The sequence below is a fragment of the Streptomyces sp. NPDC051740 genome, from assembly GCF_044453165.1.
GTDB lineage: Bacteria > Actinomycetota > Actinomycetes > Streptomycetales > Streptomycetaceae > Streptomyces > Streptomyces atrovirens.
In genome coordinates this window covers 267,694-288,266 of the sequence record NZ_JBITCL010000003.1, presented here as the reverse complement: position 1 = coordinate 288,266, position 20,573 = coordinate 267,694, and the positions used below count along the sequence as shown (strand labels likewise).

Below are 20,573 nucleotides of genomic sequence, written 5' to 3'. Positions count from 1 at the left end.
GGAGGAGCGTCGCAGTGACGGGCTGGACCTGGGATCACGAGGGGTACGACCCCGCCGACGCGCGTCTGCGGGAGTCGCTGTGCACCCTGGGCAACGGATACTTCGCCACCCGGGGCGCGCTGCCGGAGTGCTCCGCGGACGAGGTGCACTACCCGGGCACGTACGCGGCCGGCGTCTACAACCGGCTCGTCTCCGAGGTCGCCGGACGGCACGTCGAGAACGAGGACATGGTCAACCTGCCCAACTGGCTGCCGCTGCGCTTCCGGCTCCCGGGCGAGCCCTGGCTCACCCCCGACACCGCCCACGTGCTCGACCACGGTGAGACCCTGCACCTGTCCTCCGGACTCCTGGAGCGCAGGACGCGGTACGGCCTCGGCGCCGGACGGACGCTCCTGGTGCGCCAGCACCGCTTCGTGCACATGGCCGACCCCCATCTGGCGGGCCTGCGCACCGAGTTCACCGCCGAGGGCTTCTCCGGCCCCCTGGAGACCGAGGCCGCGCTCGACGGCGACGTCACCAACGCCGGGGTGCCGCGCTACCGGGACCTGGACGGCCGTCATCTCACCCATGTGCTCACCGGCACGACCGCCGCGGACACGGTGTGGCTGCGCTGCCGCACCCGCACCTCGGACATCCGGATCGCGCTCGCCGCCCGGCTGACGGCGCCCGCTCCCGTCACGAACCGGCACGACCGCCCGCGCGCCCTGCAGAGCACCCGTCTGGACCTGGCCGCCGGGGACACCGTCACCGTCGACAAGATCGTCGCCCTGCACACCTCCCACGATCCCGCGATCAGCGACCCGCTGCACGCCGCCGTCGACCGGGTGGTCCGGGCGGGCGGCTTCGACGAGCTGCTCCCGCCGCACCTGACGGCCTGGGAGCAGCTGTGGCGCCGGGCCGAGCTGGACGTGCCCGGCGAGGCGGGCCGCATCCTGCGGCTGCACCTTTTCCACGTCCTGCAGACCCTCTCCCCGCACACCGCGGACCTGGACGTGGGTGTCCCGGCCCGGGGACTGCACGGCGAGGCGTACCGGGGGCACGTCTTCTGGGACGAGCTGTTCGTCCTGCCGTACCTCAACCTGCACTTCCCCGAGATCTCCCGCGCGCTGCTGCACCACCGCCACCGGCGGCTGGAGCGCGCCCGCACCGCCGCCCGGGACGCCGGGCACCACGGCGCGATGTACCCCTGGCAGAGCGGCAGCGACGGCCGGGAGGAGGCCCAGCAGCTGCACCTCAACCCCCGCTCCGGCCGCTGGCTGCCCGACCACTCCGACCTCCAGCACCACGTCGGATCGGCGATCGCGTACAACGTATGGCAGTACTGCGAGGCCAGCGGCGACCAGGAGTTCCTGCACACCAAGGGCGCCGAGATGCTGCTGAACGTCTCCCGCTTCTGGGCGGACTCCGCCACCTTCGACGACCGTCTGGGCCGCTACCGGATCAAGGGCGTGGTCGGCCCCGACGAGTACCACGACGCCTACCCGGACGCCACCGAACCGGGCCTCGACGACAACGCGTACACCAACGTCACGGCCGCCTGGGTGCTCGCCCGCACCCTGGACGTGCTGCGCGGTCTGCCCGAGCCGCGCCGCCGTGAACTCGCCGAGCGGACCGGTCTGGACGCGAGGGAGCTGGAGAAGTGGGAGGAGGTCTCCCGCACCCTCCACGTCCCCCTCCACCACGGCGTCATCAGCCAGTTCGAGGGCTACGGCGAACTCGCCGAACTCGACTGGCGGGGCTACCGGCACCGGTACGGCGACATCCGGCGCCTGGACCGGCTGCTGGAGGCCGAGGGCGACTCCGTCAACCGGTACCAGGCCTCCAAGCAGGCGGACGTCCTGATGCTGGGCTACCTCTTCTCGCCCGCCGAACTCCAGGGGATCTTCCGCAGGCTGGGGACGAACCTGGACGAACGGACCTGGCGGCGCACGGTCGACCACTACCTCCACCGCACCAGCCACGGTTCCACCCTCAGCGGCCTGGTCCACGGCTGGGTGCTGGCCCGGGCCCGGCGCGCGGACGCCTGGAAGTTCTGTCAGGAGGCCCTGCGGGCGGACATCGCCGACATCCAGGGCGGCACCACCGGGGAGGGCATCCACCTCGGCGCCATGGCCGGCACCCTCGACCTCGTCCAGCGCGGACTGACCGGTCTGGAGACCCGCGGCGGAGCCCTGTGGCTCGACCCGGTGCCCCTGCCCGAACTCTCCTCCTACGGCTTCACCCTGCGCTACCACGGCCACTGGGGTGTCCGGCTGCGGCTGGAACACGGTCTGCTGGAGATCGCCGTGCCCTCCTCCGGCCGCTCCCCGATCGAGGTCCACCTCCCGGACCGCACGGTCCGCCTCCAGCCCGGCGAGACGGACCGCCTGGCCCTCCCGGACTGACACACGCGCGCGCCCGTCCGGTCCGGGGAGCGGACCGGACGGGCGCGCGGTGGTGAGCCCTCGCGGGGCAGGGGATCAGGCGCCGCTCTCGCGGAGCATGTCCTCGCGCTCCACGATCTTCACGCGCTCACGGCCCTGCGGCTCGCCCAGTGCCTTCTCCGCGGCGTCCAGGCGGTACCAGCCGTCCCAGGTGGTGAAGCGGACGCCGCGCTCGGCGAGGAACGCGTCCACGGCCTCCGGGTCGGGCGAGCCGGGGGTCTGGAGCCGGCCGGCCGCGTAGTCCGCCAGCAGGTTCCCCACCGTCTCGTTGGCGTCGCCCTTGGTGTGGCCGATCAGGCCCACCGGACCGCGCCGGATCCAGCCGGTGACGTACGTGGACTCCAGGTGCTCGCCGGTCTCCTGGATGACGCGCCCGCCCTCGTCCGGGACCGTGCCGGAAGCGATGTCCCACGGCAGCTTGGGGAGCTTGTCGGAGAGGTAGCCCACGGCCCGGTAGACCGCGCTGACGTCCCAGTCCTTGAACTCGCCGGTCCCCTTGACGTTGCCGGTCCCGTCGAGTTCGGTGCGCTCGGTGCGCAGGCCGACGACCTTGCCGTCCTCGCCGAGGATCTCGGTGGGCGACTCGAAGAAGTGCAGGAACAGCTTGTGCGGACGGTCGCCGGCATCGCGGATCGCCCAGTTCTCCAGGGTCTTGGCGACCATGTCGGCCTGCTTGTTGCCGCGCCGGGTCGCGATCGAGCCCTCGTCGTAGTCGATGTCCTCGGGGTCGACGATCACCTCGATGTTGGGGGAGTGGTCCAGCTCCCGCAGCTCCATCGGGCTGAACTTCGCCTGCGCCGGGCCACGACGGCCGAAGACGTGGACCTCCAGCGCCTTGTTGGCCTTCAGGCCCTCGTACACGTTCGCCGGGATCTCGGTGGGCAGCAGCTCGTCGGCCGTCTTGGCCAGGACGCGGGCCACGTCGAGGGCGACGTTGCCGACGCCGAGCACGGCGACCTTCTCGGCCTCCAGCGGCCAGGTGCGCGGCACGTCAGGGTGGCCGTCGTACCAGGAGACGAAGTCCGCGGCGCCGTAGGAGCCGTCGAGGTCGATGCCCGGCACGTCCAGCGCGCGGTCGGCCGTGGCACCGGTGGCGAAGATCACACCGTCGTAGAACGCGCGCAGATCGTCGAGGTGGAGGTCGGTGCCGTAGTCGACGTTGCCGAACAGACGGATCTGCGGCTTGTCGAGCACCTGGTGCAGGGCCGTGATGATGCCCTTGATCCGCGGGTGGTCGGGGGCGACACCGTACCGGATCAGTCCGAACGGCGCAGGCATCCGCTCGAAGATGTCGATGGACACGCCCGGTTCGGCGGCCACGTCGGACTTGAGCAGGGCGTCGGCGGCGTAGATCCCGGCGGGGCCGGATCCGACGATGGCTACCCGCAGGGGGCGGGGCATGGTCAGGTTCCCTTCGAGCGATGACAGGCGACTCGGTTGGAAGCCTAGACTGAGGCATGCCTTACCTGGTACGCGGGTCCGGTCTATGGGCTCATAAGCCTCTCTTATGAGGTCTCCCCGACTGACCTTATGGCTCGCGCTCACGCCTCAGGGGACGGGCTGTTCCGTCCAGATGACCTTGCCGGCGGGCAGGTAGCGGGTGCCCCAGCGTTCGGCGAGCTGAGCCACCAGGAACAGGCCGCGCCCGCCCTCGTCCGTCATGGTCGCGTACCGCAGATGGGGTGAGGTGCTGCTGCTGTCGTACACCTCGCAGATCAGGTTGCGGTCGTACAGCATCCGCACCTGGATGGGGGTGCCGCCGTAGCGGAGCGCGTTGGTGACCAGCTCGCTCAGGATCAGCTCCGTGCCGAACGTCAGCTCCTCCAGCCCCCACTCGGCCAGCTGCCGGGTGACCGCCGCCCGCACCTCGCCGACGGCCGCCGGGTCCGGCGGCACCGGCCACTGGGTGATCCGGCCGGCGGGCAGCGCCCGCGTCCGCGCCACGAGCAGCGCGATGTCGTCACCGGCCCGCGCCGGGCGCCGGGACTCCAGTACGACCCTGCAGGTGTCCTCGGGGGAGCCGCCGGACCGGGACAGCGCCTCGCGCAGCCGCTCCAGGCCGACGTCGATGTCGTGCCCGCGGTCCTCGACCAGCCCGTCGGTGTAGAGGACGAGCCGGCTGCCCTCCGGCAGTTCCAGCTCGACCGACTCGAACGGCAGACCGCCGAGCCCCAGCGGGGGGCCGACGGGCACGTCCCAGAACTCCGCACCGCCGTCCGGGCGGACCACGGCCGGCGGCGGATGGCCCGCCCGGGCCACGGTGCAGCGCCGGGAGACCGGGTCGTAGACCGCGTACAGACAGGTCGCCCCCGTCACCGGTGCGCTCTGCTCGTCCTGCGCCTCGTCCTGGTCGATGCGTCCGACCAGCTCGTCGAGCAGGGTCAGGAGCTCGTCGGGCGGGAGGTCGAGGGCGGAGAAGTTGTGCACCGCCGTGCGCAACCGCCCCATCGTGGCCGCCGCGTGCAGGCCGTGGCCGACGACGTCGCCGACCACGAGCGCGACCCGGGCGCCGGACAGCGGCAGCACGTCGAACCAGTCCCCGCCCACCCCGGCCTGCGCGGGAAGGTAGCGGTAGGCGATCTCCAGGGCGCTCTGCTCGGGCAGGGTGCGCGGCAGCAGGCTCCGCTGGAGCGTCACCGCCATGCTGTGCTCGCGCGTGTAACGGCGGGCGTTGTCGATGGAGACCGCGGCCCGGGCGACCAGCTCCTCCGCGAGAGCCAGCTCCTCGGTGTCGAACGGTTCCGTCTTCCGCGAACGCCAGAAGCTGACCACTCCGAGCACCAGCGCCCCGGCCCGCAGCGGCACGGTGATCAGCGAATGGATGCCGTACTCCATGACCTGCCCGGAGCGCTCCACGTCCTGTGCGTGCCAGCCGGGCGCCTCGTCGAGCCGGGGCTCCAGGACCGGCCGGCCGGTGGCGAGGCTGACGCCCTGCGGGGACGACGCGACGAAGCGGATCTGCTCTCCCTCGGGGTAGAGCGGGGCGTCCGCGCCGATCCCCGCCGACGCCGCGCGGCGCAGTACGCCGGCCGCCTCGGGGTGACCGCCGGCCAGCACCGACTCGAACAGGTCCACCGTGACGAAGTCGGCGAACCGCGGCACGGCCAGCTCGGCGAGTTCCTCGGCCGTACGGGTGACGTCCAGGCTCGTCCCGATGCCCACCCCCGCGTCGTACAGCATGTTGAGCCGCTCACGTGACGCCTCCGCCCGGCCGGACAGGGCGCGCAGCTCGGTGGAGTCGCGGACCGTGGCCACGCTGCCGGGCGGGCCGCCGGCCCGGTCGATGGGCCGCTGGTTGACCGCCAGCAGCCGGTCGGCCACCAGATGCACCTCGTCCGTGACGACGCGGCCCGAGGACAGCAGCTCGGCGGTGCCGGGGTCCAGGCCGATGTCCGGCACGGGCCGGCCCTCGGCGTCCTCCGGCAGGCCGAGCAGCCGGCGCGCCTCGTCGTTGGCGAGCATCAGCGTCCCGTCCCCGTCGACGATGACCACTCCTTCGCGCACCGCGTGCAGCACCGCGTCGTGGTGTTCGTACATCCGGGTCATCTCGCGCGGGCCCAGCCCATGGGTCTGGCGCAGCAGCCGTCTGCTCACCAGGGCCGCGCCGCCGGTCGCCAGGGCGAGCGCGGCGAGCGCCGCGCTCAGGACGAGGGGCAGCTGGTCCTCCGCCGCCCCGCCGACGTGCTCGGTCGTGATGCCGGCCGAGACCAGGCCCACCACCTCGCCGCCGGCGTCCTTCACCGGCACCACCGCCTGCACCAGATGTCCGATGGTGCCCTCGATCTCCTCCACCACCGGCTCACCGGCCAGCGCGGGCCCGATGGTGCCGACGAACTCCTTGCCGATGCGGTCCGGTCTGGGATGCGTGTAGCGGATGCCGTCGGTGTTCATGACGACGATGAAGTCGACGTCCGCCTGCTCGCGGGCCGCCGTGGCATGCGGCTGGAGCACGGCCGTGGGGTCGGGGGACCCCAGCGCCTCGACGATGCCCGGTGCGTTCGCGAAGGTCTCCGCGACGGCGAGCGAGCGGTTGCGGGCCTCCCGCGTGCTGTCCCGCCGTACCTGGAGCACCAGCGCCACGACGGCGGCCACGACCAGCAGCAGCACGATCACCAGATACAGCACGAACACCTGTCCGGCGACGCTGCGTCCGCTCAGCACCGACCGCAGCTCCGCCGCCGGATGCCACCGGGAGCGGCCGTCCGCGTCCCGCCGGCTCCGGGCGGACGCCGCGGCACCGGGCCGCAGGGACGACCGGGGCCGGGATCGACCCATGAGTCGGACCATGTGCCATGTCTACACTGCCGTGCCACGCGAGGCGAGGGACGGCACCCGCCCGACCGGCGGGTCGTCGCGTCACAGGTTCCCCCGGGTCGCGCGCGGCCGTCCCCCGTTGACCGCGCGCGACCCTCCCCCCGGCGCGCGACTCGTCCCCCGAAGGTCGCGCGCGTTCTCTCGACCGGGCCACCCCGGGCTGTGTCCGTTTCAGGAAACCCGGCTCAGTCGGCCAGGGCGCGGGCCAGCTCCGTGGTGGCGCGGGCGATCTCGGTGTCCGGCTCGGCCAGCAGCCGGTTCAGGTCGCCGCGCCGGGCGCGCACCGCCTGCCGGGCGGCCCGCTCCCACACCACCGGGTTCTCCCGGCGGCTGAGCAGCTTGGGGTACGCGGCGGCGGTGCTCTCCCACTGCCGGGCGTCGGCGATGGCCTTGAGCAGCTGGATGATCCCGGCCCGGCAGGTGACGTACGGAAGCTGGGCCAGTTCCCAGAGGAAGGGGACCGTGGCGGCGGTCGCCTGTTCCGTGACGAAGCCGTACTGGCAGATCCGTTTCCGCAGATCCTCCAGTGCGGCGCGGGCGGTGCCGGTGTCCCCCCAGGCGATGCCGTTCAGCAGCAGGGGGATGGCCGCCGCCGAGCCGGTGGAGTCCTGCATGTCGGCCCACGGCACGCGGGACAGTGCCGTGAGGGGCGTGGTCCGTGCCACTCCGGTGGGGGACGTGTGGCGCACAGGGCGCTCGCTGCTCGGCTGTTCCGTAGAAGCGCTGCGCATGGCGTGGGTGCCTTTCCGCGGCAGTCGTGTCAGATGGGGGGTCGGTTCGACGACCGGGTCCGTACCGTCCTGCCCGCCGGAGGGGTGGGGCGGCACCGGGTGCGCGGACGGACGGGCGGTCGTCGGGCGTGGAGACGGTGAGCGGCGGGTGCGCGGGCTCCGGGCGGAACCCGCGCCGGATGTCCGGCGCACCCGCGCACCGCGGTGCCACGTGCGTCACGGCGATGGCGGCCGGGAGCGCTGTCCGGATCGGGGCGCGGGGAATCCGCGGCGCCTTGTGAGCGCCGGTGGGCGGGGTCCGGTGCGTGTGACCGTGAGGCGGAGGAGGGCGTCGACGCGACGGGGGTCCCTCCCGCGCGAGCGCGGTCGAGCGTGGGGGAGCCGGCGACGGAGGGCGACGCGGCCGGGGGAGTGCGTGCCGGGCCCCGTGTCCGCGGTGTGATCCGGGCGGCACCCCCTGACCCGGTGGTCAGAAGGGTGGTGTCGTCGCGGTGGTGGCCGGACGGCCGGGCGCGCGGGGTGTCACAGGTGGAGGACCGTGCCCGCGTGAGCCTCTTCCGGCCGCGCGTGAGGCGCGGCGTGACCGGGGCGGACGCGGGGCGGGCCGGCTCCGGTGCCGGGAGCGGCTGTCCGTACGGCGCCACCGGGAGCGGCCGGCGCGGACCTGCCGTCACCGTGCCGCGGCCACTCGTCCGTGTCATGGCGGCGGCCGGTGGCCGGAGTAACGGATGCGCAGGTGATGACACGGCATCTCCCTGATGCGACGTCAGGACGAGGCGTCAGCACAGGGGTTGACGCCGCAGCTATTATCCACGCTGACAGCGCTCGCGTGCAATTGCACGAGAAATTGCGCGAGATTTTTTCCCGGTGCGCGGCCCGGACCACCCGGGCCGCGCACCGGGAGACACGGGAACAGCAAGGAGACGGCGGTGCCAGGAGTGCGCAACGGAGTGCGGGCCAGCCAGTTGGACGTCCGCTGGATCAAAAGCCGGCACAGCAACGCCGAGGGCAACTGTGTCGAGGTGGCCCTGCTGACCGACGGGGGGATCGCGATGCGCAACTCCCGCGACCCCGACGGCCCCGCCCTCGTCTACACGGCCGCGGAGCTGGCCGCGTTCCTGGCCGGCGCGAAGGACGGCGAGTTCGACCACCTGGTCTGAAAGCCCGCACCGGACCGGCACCGGCCGCCCGGGCCGGTGCCGGTGAAGCGGAGCTCGACTCGCCACTTCCTCGGGGCTTTTCGCACGCGGATGCGGTGAGGGAAAGTCAGATGCGATAGTGTAAAGCGCCCTTGTGCCGGTCTGCTGGGAGTCAGGATGTCCGCCGCGTCGCATCGAATCTCCCGTCTGGAACCCTATCTGGACAGGCCCGAGCCCGCTCCGACCCTGCTGAAGATGCTGGTCGGCGTGCAGCTGGCGGGCTTCCGTGACGACGCCGGACTGTCCCAGGACCAGGCGGCGCGTTCCGTCGGCTTCAGCCCGGCGAAGCTGTCCCGCATCGAGTCCGGCAAGGGCCGCCGCCCGCCGACCGAGGGCGATGTCCGGGCACTGCTGACGCTGTACGGCACCGACGAGTACGAGGCCTCGGTGCTGCTCAAGCTGCTCCTGCGGGCCGGGGAGCCGGGCTGGTGGCAGCGGTACGACAAGCGGCTGATGCCCGAGTGGTTCGACCGTCTGGTCGGGCTCCAGGAGGCCGCCGCCACCATCCGTACCTTCGAGATCCAGTACGTCCCCGGACTGCTGCAGACCGCCGCCTACACCCGCGCGGTGGTCGAGCGGGGGCTGCCGAACGCCCCGGCCGGCGAGGTGCAGCGCCGGGTCGAACTGCGCATGCGCCGCGCCGAACTGCTGACCCGCGAGGCCGCGCCGCAGATCTGGGCCGTCATCGACGAGTCGGTCCTGCTGCGCGTCCTGGGCAGCCCCGCGGTGATGCGCGAGCAGCTCGAGCACCTGGTGGCGATGGCCGAGCGGCCCAACGTGACGGTGCAGATCGTGCCGCTGGACGTGACGAACGCGTCGGCGCCCGCCATCCCCGTGACCTATCTGCGCTTCGGCGGGCTCGACCTGCCCGACGTGGTCTACCTGGAGCACATCAGGAGCGCCAACTTCCTCGAGGACCTCGACGAGACGGAGGAGTACCGGATCGCGCTGGACCGCCTCGCCGACGAGGCGCTCAAACCGCGCGACTCGGTGGAACTGCTCCGCAGGACGGTCAAGGAGCGCTACGCCACGGCGTAGCGGCGGGCGCGGACACGCCGGCGCCCCCGCGGGACCCGAACGGTCCGGCGGGGGCGTCGCGGCGTCAGGGGCTACAGCGGGAGCCGGCCCACACCGCCGAACTCGATCCACTCCTGGGTGAGCTGACGGGGGGCCACCTCGGTGTCCGGACGCCAGGTGGACACCTCCACCAGACCCGGCTCCAGGACCTCCAGGCCCTCGAAGTACGACTCGACGTCCTTCGGCTCGCGCACCCGGCCCCAGCGTCCCCGGGTCGCCCGGTCCATGAAGTCGGTGACGAACTCACGGACTTCGGCGTCCTCGCTGACGAGCTGGCACATCACCATGAAGCTGCCCGGTGCCAGCCGCTCGCGCACCCGGCGGGCCAGGGCGAGCGGACCGTCGGCGTCGTCGTCCGGGATGCAGTGGAAGACCGAGTTGAACAGCACGCAGACCGGCTCCGAGAAGTCGATCAGCCGCCGGGTCTCCGGGTGGCCGAATATCCCGTCGGTGTCGCGCATGTCGGCCTGGATGACCACGGTGCGCTCGTCCTGCTCCAGCAGGGCACGGCCGTGCACCAGCACCATCGGGTCGTTGTCGGCGTACACCACGTGGGTGGTCGGGTCGATGCGCTGCGCGACCTGGTGGACGTTGTCCTGGGTGGGCAGGCCGGAACCGTGGTCGAGGTACTGCCGTATCCCGTACTCCTGTGTGAGGGTGCGGACCACCCGCTGGAGGAAGCGCCGGTTGTTCAGTGCCAGACGGCGGGTGCTGGGCACCACCTTGTCGAGTTCCTCGGTCGCGGCACGGTCCGCCGCGTAGTTGTCCTTGCCGCCCAGGTAGTAGTCGTACATGCGCGCCGCCGTCGGCACGGTCGCGTCGATCTCGGTGGACAGCTGCTTACCGGTGTGCATCGTTCCCCCTGCGGGCGGCGCCAACTGGACTGGCTGGACAGGGAGTACATCCTAGGGAGCCGCGAAGGCGGCGTGCCAGCCCGTCGGCGAACGTCGCCCGGAGGGAATGACGCGCCGGTCGCCCGAAATAACTCATGGTGTCCTATTGGATGCCTAGGGTGAGTGCTTGCGCTCCGGAGAGGGGGTACTCGCGGGGCGTCGCCGTTTCCCCGTGGGAGGTCGGACCTTGGACAGCTCGACGGACCGGATCGCCGATCCCTGGGGTCCGCGCACCCCTTACGCGCCCGGCACCCCCTGGCCGGTCCGCACCGACACGCACCTGGCGGAAGGGGTCGCGGAGGAGGACGTGGAGCGCTGGGTGCGGTCCGCCTCCATCCTGCACTCCAACGGCGACGCGCTGGACATCGCGGTGCGCGACGGGCGCATCGTGGGCGTACGGGGCCGCGCGGTCGACCGGGTGAACCGCGGCCGGCTCGGGCCCAAGGACCTCTACGGCTGGCAGGCCAACCACTCACCGGACCGGCTGACCAGGCCCCTCGTGCGGGAGAACGGGAGGCTGGTGGAGTCGGACTGGGACACCGCCATGGAGCGGATCACGGCCCGCACGAAGAACCTGCTGGACGAACGCGGTCCGGGCGCCGTCGGCTTCTACACCACCGGACAGCTCTTCCTGGAGGAGTACTACACCCTCGCCCTCATCGCCCACGTCGGCATCCGCACCAACCACCTCGACGGCAACACCCGCCTGTGCACGGCGACGGCCGCCGAGGCCCTCAAGGAGACCTTCGGCTCCGACGGCCAGCCCGGCTCGTACGAGGACGTCGACCACGCCGACACCATCGCCCTGTTCGGACACAACGTGGCGGAGACCCAGACCGTGCTGTGGATGCGGATCCTGGACCGGCTGGAGGGCTCCGACCCGCCCCGGCTGCTGTGCGTCGACCCCCGGTACACCCCCGTCGCCCAGCGTGCCGACGTCCACCTGGCGCCGCGCCCCGGCACCAACGTCGCGCTGCTCAACGCCCTGCTGCACGAGATCATCCGCACCGGCCGGACCGACCGCGCCTACATCGACGCGCACACCGTCGGTTTCGACGAACTCGCCGCCCGCGTCGAGGAGTGCACCCCGAAGTGGGCCGCGGAGATCTGCGACGTCCCCGCCGCGCAGATCGAACGGGCGGCGGAACTCCTCGGCGGCGCACAGCGGTTGCTGTCCACCGTCCTGCAGGGCGTCTACCAGTCCCACCAGGCCTCCGCCGCCGCCGTCCAGGTCAACAACCTGCATCTGATCCGGGGCATGCTGGGCCGCCCCGGCTGCGGACTGCTGCAGATGAACGGCCAGCCCACCGCCGAGAACACCCGCGAATGCGGCGCCAACGGCGACCTGCCGGGCTTCCGCAACTGGCAGAACGACGCGCACGTGGCGGAGCTCGCCGAGATCTGGAACGTCGAGCCGGACGCCATCCCGCACTACGGCCCGCCCACCCACGCGATGCAGATCTTCCGCTACGCCGAGCAGGGCTCGCTGGGCATGCTGTGGATCACCGGCACCAACCCGGCCGTCTCCCTGCCCGAACTCTCCAGGATCCGCTCGATCCTCGCCCAGGAGCGGCTGTTCGTGGTGGTGCAGGACCTGTTCCTCACCGAGACCGCCCAGCTCGCCGACGTCGTCCTGCCGGCCGCGACCTGGGGCGAGAAGACCGGCACCTTCACCAACACCGACCGCACCGTGCACCTGTCGGAGAAGGCCGTCGAACCGCCCGGCGAGGCCCGGCCCGACCTCGACATCTTCCTCGACTTCGCCGCCCGCATGGACTTCCGCGACAAGGACGGCGGGCCGCTGATCGGCTGGCGGGACCCGCAGGGCGCGTTCGCCGCCTGGCAGCGGTGCAGCGCCGGACGCCCCTGCGACTACACCGGACTCGGCTACGACAAACTGCGGCACGGCAGCGGCATCCAGTGGCCCTGCACCGAGGACGCCCCCGACGGCACCGCCCGCCTCTACGCCGACGGCATCGACCACGCCCACCCCGACCGGTGCGAGAGCTACGGCAAGGACATGGTCACCGGCGCGACCGTCACCCCGGTCGAGTACCGCTCCCTCAATCCGGACGGCAAGGCGGTGATCAAGGCCGCGGAATACCTCCCGCCGCACGAGGACGCCTCACCCGAGTACCCCCTCCAGCTCATCACCGGCCGCACCGTGTACCACTTCCACACCCGCACCAAGACCGGCCGCGCGCCCGAGCTGAACGCCGCCGCGCCGGACGTGTGGGCGGAGATCTCACCCGCGGAGGCCGCCGCGCAGGGCCTGGCCGACGGCGACCTGGTCCAGGTCACCACCGCGCGCGGGGCGATGCGGGCCCGGCTGCGGACCACCGCGATCCGCGACGGCGTGGTGTTCGTGCCCTTCCACTACGGCTACTGGGACACCCCACAGGGCCACCGGCCGCCCGACGACCGGCCCGGCCGGGCCGCCAACGAGACCACCGTCACCGACTGGGACCCCCTCTCCAAACAACCCCTGTTCAAGACGGCCGCGGCCCGCGTCACGCTGGTCGCCCGCCGGGACACACGGCAGGGCACGGGCACCGGGACGGCGGGGAGCGGCTCATGAGCGGCATCGGCATCACACTCCGCCTCCTGCACGACGACGAACGGGACCTGGAACAGGACCTGCTGGCCGCCGCCGGACGCCATCGCACCGAGCACGAGTTCCACCACGTCGCCACCGACGTCGCCCGCTGGTCCCGGGAGCACGCCACACGGCTCGCCGCCCTCGGCCCCGGCCACGGCGTCCATCTCTCCGGCCCCCGCGCCCATCCCTCCCCCGGGCCGCTCGCCACCTTGCGGGAGAAGGCCTCGGAGGCCCTCGGCCGCCGCCCGGAGACGGGCCTGCTGCTCCTGCGCGACCTGCGCGACCTGCACCTGGCCGCCTCGCGCAGCTCGCTCCACTGGGAGATGCTCGCCCAGGCGGCACAGGCCACCCGGGACCGGGAGCTGCTGGAGCTGGTCTCCTCCTGCCATCCGCAGACCCTCCGCCAGATGCGCTGGACCAACACGATGATCAAGGTGCTGTCGCCGCAGCTCCTCGTCAGCGCGTAACCGGCACGGGTGGCGGTCCCCGGGGAAGCCTGCGCCGACGTGTGTGCCCCGCTATCGTCGGTTTCGTCCCTGTCGGACGCCCGCTGCCCCGGGAGGCACGCATGGACGACTACTACGACCTCGGCGACCACCGCCGGCCCGTGACGACCTCCTCCGCCGACGCCCAGCTCTGGTTCGACCGCGGGCTGGTGTGGACGTACGCCTTCAACCACGAGGAGGCGGTCGCCTGTTTCGGGAAGGCGGCCGAGGCCGACCCGGACTGCGCCATGGCCCACTGGGGCATCGCCTACGCCCTCGGCCCCAACTACAACAAACCCTGGGAGGCCTTCGACGGCGACGAACTCGCCGGCACCGTCGCGCGCACCCACCGGGCGGTGGAGCGGGCGCACGAGAAGGCCGCGCACGCCACCCCCGTCGAGCGGGCCCTCATCGAGGCCCTGCGCGCCCGCTACCCGCAGGCGGAGGCCGCCGAGGACTGCTCGGTGTGGAACGAGCCCTACGCGGACCGGATGCTCACCGTGTACGAGAACGCCCCCGGCGACCCGGACGTGGCCACGCTCTGCGCCGACGCCCTGATGAACATCACCCCCTGGCGGCTGTGGGACCTCAGGACCGGCCGTCCGGCCGACGGGGCCCGCACCCTGGAGGCCAAGGCCGTCCTCGACGGCGCCCTCGCCACCGCCGCGGGCACCCGGCACCCCGGCGTCCTCCACCTGTACGTCCACCTGATGGAGATGTCCCCCACGCCGGAGGCGGCCCTCACCGTCGCCGACCGGCTGCGCGGCGCCGTGCCCGACGCCGGGCACCTGCTCCACATGCCCTCGCACCTGGAAGTGCTGTGCGGCGACTACCGCCGGGTCGTCTCGGACAACACCGCCGCCGTCGCCGCCGACGAGAAGTACCTCGAGCGGGCCGGCGCCATGAACTTCTACACGCTCTACCGCGCCCACAACCACCACTTCCGGATCTACGGCGCCATGTTCGCCGGCCAGTCGGAGGTGGCCCTGGACGCCGCCGCGCGGCTCGAGGCCGCCGTCCCCGAGGAACTCCTCCGGGTGCAGAGCCCGCCCATGGCCGACTGGCTGGAGGGGTTCCTGGCGATGCGCGTCCACGTCCTGATCCGCTTCGGCCGCTGGGACGACATCCTGACGCTGCCGCTCCCCGCCGACCCGGAGCTGTACCGTGTGACCACCGCCATGCTCCACTACGCACGGGGCGTCGCCCTCGCCGCGACCGGCGCCACCGACGGGGCCGAGGCGGAGCGGACCGCCTTCCGCGCGGCCGTGCGCCGCGTCCCCGGGACCCGGATGCTGTTCAACAACACCTGCCACGACATCCTCGCCGTCGCGTCGGCGATGCTGGACGGCGAACTCGCCTACCGCAAGGGCGAGTACGACACCGCCTTCGCCGCGCTGGAACGCTCGGTCGAGCTGGACGACAACCTGCCCTACGACGAGCCCTGGGGCTGGATGCAGCCCACCCGGCACGCCTACGGGGCGCTGCTGCTGGAGCGGGGCCGCATCGAGGAGGCCGAAGCCGTGTACCGGGCCGACCTCGGCCTCGACGACACCCTGCCCCGGCCCCTGCAGCACCCGGGCAACGTCTGGGCGCTGCACGGGTTCCACGAGTGCCTGCTGCGCACCGGCAGGACCGGGGAGGCGGCGATCGTCGCCCAGCAGCTCAAGCGGGCGACCGCGCTGGCGGACGTACCCGTCGAGTCGTCCTGCTTCTGCCGGCTGGAGACCCACCACCCCTGCCACTGAACCGGCCCGGGCGCATGCCCGGGCCGGTTCAGTGAGCCGGACGCCGTCCGGCCTCAGCTCGCCTCGACGACGTCCTGGAACGTCTTCATGCAGGAGAAGCAGTGCCGGTCCGTCATGTGCCGACGAGTCGACTCGTCCTGCTTCTCCACTCCGCAGAGCGTGGATGACTTGTCCGACGTGAGGACATGCCACACCAGCTCTCCCGAAGTGTCTGCACCGCACCACATCTCGTGCATTCCCAGCTCCCTCCGGGTAGGCATGGAGGCCGCTTCCATACGAGCACGCCCCGGGTCCGGACGGCTCGTCCGGTGAGCCAGTCGGGTGATGTGCGGGGCCGGAACGCATACCGGCGGTGCCGGCCGGGTCCCGGAAGGACGACGAAGGCGCCGGTCGTGGCGCATCCGTCGCGCGGGTCGGGCGGACGGCGGGTGACCGTGCGCGGTGAGATCGCCGGCCCCGCGAACCCCGACCGGAACGCGGTGGAGTTCCCGCGGCGCGCGGGACCGCCGGAGGACGAACGGCTGCCGGCCGATCCCGCCCGGTTCGAGCGGGCCGGCGGCCGGGCCCACGTCCACGACGCGGCGCGAGGGACTCCGCGCGACCGCCGCGGGGATGCTCTCCACGCACCGCGGTCACCGTCGGCGCCGACTCCGACGGTGACCGCGCCTGTCCGTGTACCCCCGCTTCACGCCGTCACGCCGTGCGCGCGGACACGGCTGCCCCCGGATGCCCGAGGGGTGCCCGAGCCCGTCGCGAAGCCCCGCGACCCGGCACCCGGGACGCCCGGCGCGGCGCACGAGACCGGTGAGATTGCCGATCCGCGCCGGCCCCCTCCTCTCCGACAGTGGCACCGCCAGTCAATCGGCGACGCCCCGGCCGGGGCACGGCCCCCACCACGCCGTGATCCCCGTGCACCGGCCGGGCGGCCCGCCGCGACAGAGAGGACCACTCGTCGTGCAGCAGCACCCCCACAGCAGCAGGCGCGGGACCGGCAGGTTCGCCGCACTGACCGCGGCCGTCGCCGCCGTCGTCGGCCTCACCACCCTCAACGGCCCCGGCGCCCAGGCCGCCGACAACCCCTACGAGCGCGGCCCGGCACCGACCGAATCGAGCATCGAGGCACTGCGCGGCCCCTACGCCGTGTCGGAGACCTCCGTCTCCTCGCTCTCCGTCACCGGCTTCGGCGGAGGCACCATCTACTACCCGACCAGCACCGCCGACGGCACCTTCGGGGCGATCGCCATCTCGCCCGGCTTCACCGCCTACCAGTCCTCCATCGCCTGGCTGGGCCCGCGCCTGGCCTCCCAGGGCTTCGTGGTGTTCACCATCGACACCAACACCACCCTGGACCAGCCCGCCTCCCGCGGTGACCAGCTGCTCGCCGCGCTGGACTACCTCACCCAACGCAGCGCGGTCCGCGGCCGCATCGACAGCGGCCGGCTCGGCGTCATGGGCCACTCGATGGGCGGCGGCGGAACCCTCGAAGCCGCCAAGGACCGGCCCTCACTCCAGGCGGCGATCCCGCTGACGCCCTGGAACCTCGACAAGACCTGGCCCGAGGTCAGGACCCCCACCCTCCTCTTCGGGGCCGACGGCGACACCGTCGCCCCGGTCTCCAGCCACGCCGAGCCCCTCTACACCGGCCTGCCGTCCTCCCTGGACCGGGCCTACATCGAGCTGAACGGCGCCACCCACTTCACGCCCAACTCGTCGAACACGACGATCGCGAAGTACAGCGTCTCCTGGCTGAAGCGGTTCATCGACAACGACACCCGCTACGAGCAGTTCCTGTGCCCGCTGCCCCGGCCGAGCCTGACGGTCGAGGAGTCCCGGGGCAACTGCCCGCACACCTCCTGAGGTCCTCGGCTCCCGCCGAACGACCACCCGGTGGCGGTCCGCGTACGACGCGGACCGCCACCGGCGTTGTGCGCGCGCACCGCCGGACGCCGGGGGCCCTGGGCTCCGGCACACTCGTGGACGCGCCCCCTCCACTCGACCTTACGCGTGAGTAACGTCGAGTGAATGACCGGACAGACGACCCCGCGGCGCCAGGCGATCCACCGGCTGCCGGACGGGCTGCGCACCGACGGCGGCGTCCACGTCGTGACCGGTGAACCCGGTTGCGGCCGTACGGCGTTCCTGGAGCACGCCGCCGGCTCCTTCCGCGCCGGACCGGTGTGGCACGTACGCGCCGAACCCGGCCGCGGCGCACCGCCGCTCAGCGGCCTGCACACCTTGCTGCGTGCTGCCGGCCGTACCGTGCGGGCCGCGGGGGACGGTACGGCGGGGGAGGTACTGTTCGACGTCCTGCGCGCGGCGTCCGGCGCGTCGCCGCTCCTGGTGTGCGTGGACGACGCGCACCTGTGGGACACCGCGTCGCGCGCCGCGCTGGGGCACGCCGCCGCGCGGGTGCGTGCGGCGGGGGTCCGGGCGGGACTGCTCCTCACGGTTCCCGGACACCGGCCCGTCGACCGGGAGCTGGCGGCACTGCCCGTGCTGCGGCTGGACCCGCTGACACCCGGGGACGCGGCCCGTGTGGTCGACGACGTGACCGGCGGTGCCGCCGACCCCGGTGTGCGCGAGGAGCTGGTGACGGCGGCGGAGGGCAACCCCGCGCTGCTGCTGGCGCTGATCCGCCGGCTGTCGCCCGCCCAGCTCGGCGGAGGCCGGGCGCTGCCCCGGCCGCTGGCCGACGGGGAGGTCCTCGGCGCGGTGGCCGGCGGGTGCCTGACCGGCCTGCCGCCGGACCGGGCCGGCCTGCTGCTGACCACGGCGGCCGCCGTACGCGCGACGGGGGAACCGGAGGCCGACGCGGACCTCGTACGGCGGGCGGCCGGGGCCGGCGCGGTGCGGCCGTTGCCCGAGGCGCTGGTCCTGGCCGAGGGCCGCCTGCGGTTCCGCAGCGCGCTGCTGGGGAGGGCGGTGTACGCCGGCGCGCCGCCCGAACGGCGCCGTGCCGCGCACCGCGCACTGGCCGCGTGCCTGGCGGGCACCGGTGCGGACGGCGTCCTCGCGCTGCTGCACCGCTCCTGGAGCGTCACGGGCCCCGCCCCCGCCCCCGGCCTCGCGGCCGAACTCGCTGCGGCGGCGGCCTCCGTACCGTCACCTGCCCTGCGCCGCAGGGCGCTCACCCGCGCCGCCGAACTGACGGCGGACGGGGCGGAGCGGGCACACCGCTACACCGCCGCCGCGAGTTCGGCCCTGCTCACCGGGCACTCGCCCGAGGCGCTGCGCCTGCTCGACGCCGCCCGGAGCCACCCGGCCCCCGCCTCCGTACGCGGCGGCGCGGAACTCCTGCGGGGCGCGGTGCTCCTCGCCGACGGGCCGGTGGACGACGCCCGCGAGTCCTTCCTGCTGGCCGCGGGTCTGCTCGCCGGGGCCGACCACGAGGCGGCCGGTACGGCGACCCTGGCGGCGGCGGACGCGGCCTGGGCCGCCGGTGACCCCGTTTCCTGCCTCCACGCCCTCACCGGCCCCGCACCGGCCTCGAAGTCCCCGGCCGCCGTTCCTGCGGAGACACCGTCCGCCGGGCCCCCGGCCCACGCCGTTGCCGTCGGCGCCGCACCCGCGACCGAGCCCTCCGCGCATGTCGGCCCCGGGGCCGGAGGCCGGGTGGACGTCGGGGACGTCCTCGGTGGGGTGGCGGTGTCCGGTTCGGGTGGTTCCGGGGTGGGGGCGTCGGGGCGGGCCGTCGGTGGGGCGGAGGTGTCCGGGCCGGGTGGTGGCCGGGGCGGCTCCGGGGCAGGGGTGCCGGTTGACGGGTGGACTGTCGGTGGTGACGCGCGTGGTGCCGTCCCCGGGGGTTCCGGGCCGCTCCGGGACCACCGGGACGGGATGCGGGCCGTGCTGCTGGGACGGTTCGACCGTGCCGCCGGCCCGCTGCGGCGGGTGGTCGAGCACGGGCTGTCCGGCGACGACCCCGAGCCGCTCCTGCGGTCCGCCTCCGCCGCGCTCATGCTCGGTGACGTGACCGCAGCCCGCCGCGCCGGCGCACGGGCACTCGCCGCGGCCCGCACCCTCGGCTGCGCCGCCCTCGAACCGAGGGCGCTGGAGTACCTGGCCTACGCCGAACTGCGCGCCGGACACCACCAGCTCGCCCGGACCCACGCCGAGGAGGGACTGCGCACCGCGTCGCGGACCGGACAGCGCAACACGGCCGCCCACCACCACGCGGTACTGGCGCTCGCCGCGTCCATCGAGGGGGAGCGGGAGATCGTCGCCGAGCACGTCGCCGCGGCCCTGCGCACCGCCCGCCGGCACGGGCTCGCGCAGGCCGCGACGCTCGCACAGTGGGCCGCGGCCCGCGCCGACCTCGGCGCCGGACGTCCCCGCGAGGCCGCGGACCGGCTGGGCCCCCTGGTCCGCCCCGGCGCCCGCCGCGGCCACTTCGCGGTGTGGATGCTCGCCGTCCCCTGCTTCGTGGAGGCCACCGCACTCGCCGGACGCCCCGAGCACGCGGCCGCGGCCGTCGAGGACTTCGCCCTGTGGGCCGCCTGCGGAGCCGACCCGCAGGCCCCCGCCCAACTCCTGCGCTGCCGCGCCCTCCTGGCCGCCCCGGACGCGGCCGACACCCTGTACCTGCGCGCCCTGGACCGTCATGAGGAGACGGCCGGGGACTTCGAACGGGCCCGCACGGAACTGCTCTACGGCAAGTGGCTGCGGCGCAGACGCCGGCTGCGCGAGGCGCGCAACCGCCTCGGGGAGGCACTGATGGGCTTCGAGCGCTGCGGCGCGCACCCGTGGGCGCAGCAGGCCGCCGCCGAGTCGCGGGCGGGCGGCGCGGCTCCCGGCCGGCCGGGGACCGGGGAGCTGTCCCGGCTGACCCCGCAGCAGCTGCGTATCGCACGGCGCGTCGCCGAGGGCGCCACCAACCGGGAGGTGGCCCTGGGCCTGTCCGTCAGCACCCGCACCGTCGACTACCACCTGCGGAACATCTTCGCCACCCTGGGGGTCCGTTCCCGCGTCGAGCTGGTCCGCCTCGTCGGGCAGGCGGAAAAGACCGGTGCACAACCCTAGGGACCGACCGGACGGTATGTCATCCTTCGGGGCAGGACGAGTCCGATGGCGGCCGGCCCACGGGCTCCCCCGTACCGGCCGGGCGCCGGTA

At 73.6% G+C, this 20,573-nt stretch carries 12 protein-coding genes; 8 read left to right on the top strand and 4 right to left on the bottom strand.

What is annotated here, in order from left to right; translation table 11 throughout:
- The first annotated feature begins 14 nt into the window (after positions 1-14).
- Positions 15-2,384: a glycoside hydrolase family 65 protein gene (locus tag ACIA6T_RS06980; RefSeq protein ID WP_399445514.1), complete on the top strand. Its 2,370-nt coding sequence runs from the start codon at positions 15-17 to the stop codon at positions 2,382-2,384.
- Between the two features lie 75 nt (positions 2,385-2,459).
- Here the strand turns inward: ACIA6T_RS06980 and ACIA6T_RS06975 are convergent, their stop codons facing one another.
- The 3 genes from ACIA6T_RS06975 to ACIA6T_RS06965 all read right to left on the bottom strand — a co-directional run bounded on the left by ACIA6T_RS06975 (position 2,460) and on the right by ACIA6T_RS06965 (position 7,468).
- On the bottom strand, positions 2,460-3,824 hold the full coding sequence (locus ACIA6T_RS06975) for an FAD-dependent oxidoreductase (RefSeq protein ID WP_399445513.1): 1,365 nt from the start codon (positions 3,822-3,824) through the stop codon (positions 2,460-2,462).
- A 147-nt stretch (positions 3,825-3,971) separates the two neighbouring features.
- Positions 3,972-6,698 (bottom strand): SpoIIE family protein phosphatase, encoded by a 2,727-nt coding sequence (locus tag ACIA6T_RS06970; RefSeq protein WP_399445512.1) that lies wholly within the window; start codon positions 6,696-6,698, stop codon positions 3,972-3,974.
- Between the two features lie 224 nt (positions 6,699-6,922).
- Positions 6,923-7,468: a hypothetical protein gene (locus ACIA6T_RS06965; RefSeq protein ID WP_399445511.1), complete on the bottom strand. Its 546-nt coding sequence runs from the start codon at positions 7,466-7,468 to the stop codon at positions 6,923-6,925.
- A gap of 929 nt (positions 7,469-8,397) precedes the next feature.
- Here ACIA6T_RS06965 and ACIA6T_RS06960 point away from each other — a divergent pair.
- On the top strand, positions 8,398-8,628 hold the full coding sequence (locus tag ACIA6T_RS06960) for a DUF397 domain-containing protein (protein WP_399445510.1): 231 nt from the start codon (positions 8,398-8,400) through the stop codon (positions 8,626-8,628).
- Between the two features lie 156 nt (positions 8,629-8,784).
- Positions 8,785-9,705, top strand: a complete 921-nt coding sequence (locus tag ACIA6T_RS06955) for a helix-turn-helix domain-containing protein (RefSeq protein WP_399445509.1) — start codon at positions 8,785-8,787, stop codon at positions 9,703-9,705.
- Between the two features lie 71 nt (positions 9,706-9,776).
- Here the strand turns inward: ACIA6T_RS06955 and ACIA6T_RS06950 are convergent, their stop codons facing one another.
- The gene (locus tag ACIA6T_RS06950) at positions 9,777-10,598 is read right to left on the bottom strand and encodes an SAM-dependent methyltransferase (RefSeq protein ID WP_399445508.1); all 822 of its coding nucleotides are present in this window, start codon (positions 10,596-10,598) and stop codon (positions 9,777-9,779) included.
- Between the two features lie 226 nt (positions 10,599-10,824).
- On the opposite strand from ACIA6T_RS06950, the gene ACIA6T_RS06945 reads away from it, so the two are divergent.
- From ACIA6T_RS06945 to ACIA6T_RS06925, 5 genes are all read left to right on the top strand, one after another.
- Complete coding sequence (locus ACIA6T_RS06945) at positions 10,825-13,215, top strand: molybdopterin oxidoreductase family protein (RefSeq protein ID WP_399445507.1); 2,391 nt, start codon at positions 10,825-10,827, stop codon at positions 13,213-13,215.
- Positions 13,212-13,703 carry a hypothetical protein gene (locus ACIA6T_RS06940; protein WP_399445506.1) on the top strand — a complete coding sequence of 164 codons (492 nt, stop codon included), beginning with the start codon at positions 13,212-13,214 and terminating at the stop codon, positions 13,701-13,703. The genes ACIA6T_RS06945 and ACIA6T_RS06940 overlap by 4 nt, the downstream gene beginning before the upstream one ends.
- 101 nt (positions 13,704-13,804) lie before the next feature.
- On the top strand, positions 13,805-15,466 hold the full coding sequence (locus ACIA6T_RS06935; RefSeq protein ID WP_399445505.1) for a hypothetical protein: 1,662 nt from the start codon (positions 13,805-13,807) through the stop codon (positions 15,464-15,466).
- A gap of 954 nt (positions 15,467-16,420) precedes the next feature.
- Positions 16,421-17,323, top strand: coding sequence for an alpha/beta hydrolase family protein (locus tag ACIA6T_RS06930; protein ID WP_399445504.1), 903 nt, complete (start codon positions 16,421-16,423; stop codon positions 17,321-17,323).
- A gap of 165 nt (positions 17,324-17,488) precedes the next feature.
- Positions 17,489-20,482, top strand: coding sequence for a LuxR C-terminal-related transcriptional regulator (locus ACIA6T_RS06925; RefSeq protein WP_399445503.1), 2,994 nt, complete (start codon positions 17,489-17,491; stop codon positions 20,480-20,482).
- The last annotated feature ends 91 nt before the right edge of the window (positions 20,483-20,573 follow it).